This window comes from Lyngbya sp. CCY1209, from assembly GCF_055795065.1.
The window spans coordinates 1-2,655 of sequence record NZ_JAYFER010000583.1 but is presented as its reverse complement, the minus strand read 5'-3'; the positions used below and the strand labels follow the sequence as shown (position 1 = coordinate 2,655).

The following is a 2,655-nucleotide window of genomic DNA, read 5'->3' as shown; positions in this document are numbered from 1 at the left end:
TACCATCGGCGGAAATTAACAGTCGTTTTTTCTGCAAGTGATCGGCGGCGGGTTGCAGTATCATTTCGCTCAATTCCTGGGCCGCAACATTCACCCAGCCCTGATTGTGACGTCGCGATGGACGGGTAATAGTGCCTCGAAATTGATTTGCTTTTTCGGCAATTTTCTCCCGCCCCGGCAGTTTGTAGCTCGTCATTTCCGTGGAAGTGACGACCCAGAGATAGCTGGTTGCTTCCCCCAAGGAATACTGCAATAAAACCGTCTCTTCGTCCAAAACTTGTTGTTGCACTTGTGCCAACGTCAGTGGTTGCGGTTGGGTGAGGGCGGCGTAGCGGGGGCTGGCGGCGCTAATTCGGGCTCGAATCTCTTCGTATTGTTGCCAAAGTTGGGCGAGTTCCGCTTTGATATTTTCCTTTTGTTTTTCGCTGGAATTGTCGTCGCCGAAAATTTCCAGGCGGCGGGTTTCTACACGGTCTATTTCTTGTTGCAAACGGCGTTCTGCGGCGACCAATTCCGGAGCGACACCTTGGCGGATATCGGCGTTGGCTTCCCGCAGCAATTCCAACAAGGTCCGGGCGCGGGAACGTTCGCTGGCGTGGAAGGCTAGGGCATCATATCCTTTTTGGGGGTTTTGTTGATGCAGTTGCATTAATAGCCTGATGTAGAATTGGTACTCGTCCTGAACAGTGGAGAAAAAAGTTTGACGGAGTTCGCCGGGAGGGGCTAGGCTGCGGAGTTCTTCAATTAGATTAATCACTTGTTCCGTATTGGCAAGGGCTTCAGTTAGTTGACCTTGGGAAGCTTGAAGTCTAGCAATATTGTAAAGAGTAGTCGCTTCCCCGGCGCGATCGCCCATAGCCCTTCTCAAAAGCAACGCTTGCTGGAAATACTCCCGGGCTGGCCGCTTTTCCCCCAAGTCAAAATATATCCCACCGATATTGTTGAGAGTAGCCGCTTCCGTGGCGCGATCGCCGATCGCCCGGGACAAGGGCAAGGCTTGCTCGTAATAGTCCAGAGCTCGCCGGTTGTCCCACACAGTCTGGTAGAGTCCGCCGATATTGTTGAGGGTCGCCGCTTCCCCGATGCGATCGCCCGTAGCTCGGAACAAAGGCAAGGCTTGCTCGTAATAGTCCAGAGCTCGCCGGTTTTCCCCCAAGTTAAAGTCAACCCAACCGATACTGATCAGGGTTCTCGCTTCCATGGAGCGATCGCCCACCCCTCGAAACAAGGGCAAAGCCTGCTCAAAATACTCCCGGGCGCGCCGGTTTTCCCCCAACTGGGAATAGATTCCACCAATATTCTGGAGGCTAGCCGCTTCCCCGGCGCGATCGCCCAGGGCCCGGAACAAGGGCAAAGCTTGTTCGTAATACTCTCGGGCCTGCTGATTTTCCCCCAGCGCAGAATAGACCCCACCCATATTGTTGAGGATTCTAGCTTCCACAGCGCCATCGCCCACAGCCCGGGACAAGGGCAAAGCTTGCTCGTAATAGTCCAGAGCCTGCTGGTTTTCCCCAAACTCAGAGTCAATCAAACCGATACTGTTGAGGATTCTGGCTTCCGTGGCGCGATCGCCGATCGCCCGGAACAAGGGCAGGGCTTGCTCGTAATAGTCCCGGGCTTGTCGCTTTTCCCCCAAATCATCGTAAACCTTACCGATATTGAAAAGGGTGGCGGCTTCCCCGGCGCGATCACCCACCGTCTGTCTCAAAGGCAAAGCTTGCTTGTAATAGTCAAGAGCCCGCGACTGTTCCCCCAAGGCAGAGTAAACGACACCAATATTGTTGAGGATTGTTGCTTCCCCCAAACGATCGCCCAGAGATCGGGACAAAGACAAAGCTTGCTCGTAATAGTCCAGAGCCTGCTGGTTTTCCCCAAACTCGGAGTCAATCAAACCGATATTGTTGAGGATGGTGGCTTCCCGGGAGCGATCGCCGATCGCCCGGAACAAGGGCAGGGCTTGCTCGTAATAGTCCCGGGCTTGTCGCTTTTCCCCCAAAACATCGTAAGCCCCAGCGATATTCTCGAGGATGACGGCTTCCCCGGTGCGATCGCCCACCGCCCGAACCAGAAGTAAAGCTTGATGATAATACTCCAAAGCCCGCCGCTTTTCCCCCAAGTCACTGTAGACTCGACCCAGACCCAGTTGAGCTAAAGCTTGTTTGGTGCGATCGCCCGCCTGTTCGTACAACCGCACCGCCTCCTGATAATAGGGAATTGCGGCCCGCAGCGATTCTGCCGTCCCTTGCTGAAACAGTTTCAATCCCCTTTGGTAGCTGGCATCCGCCGCCGAGTTAGACCGTTGGGCGATGAGTGTCGGCTCCGCCAATGCCGGGAGTTGAAACCATCCCGCCGGAGCGTAAAAACCCGCGATCGCCACCCAGATAGACCACCCAGTTTTCGTCCACATCTGTCTCTGATTGTCAGTCATATCAAGTCCGTTTTAATACTTACATAATCCGGCGAGAAAAGGCAATAGGCAAGAGGCAATCGGCAAAAGTTTGAAGCGGTTTCAGGAGGGACAAGGAAAATCGGGAATTCTAATGGTTTGAGCAGACATGATATGACTTGATTGAGGAAATTTATAGCAACGAGCGCTCACGTGGTTACAGTTGAAATGGGGTCAGAAATTTTCAAACCCTTATAGAAAAGCCGTTT

1 protein-coding gene is annotated in these 2,655 nt (G+C 53.5%); it reads right to left on the bottom strand.

The features are described 5' to 3' along the window. Positions 1-2,428, bottom strand: a 2,428-nt coding sequence (locus tag AC0QHF_RS21155; RefSeq protein ID WP_324706225.1) for a tetratricopeptide repeat protein, incomplete at its 3' end; no start/stop codon positions are given. Positions 2,429-2,655 lie beyond the last annotated feature (227 nt).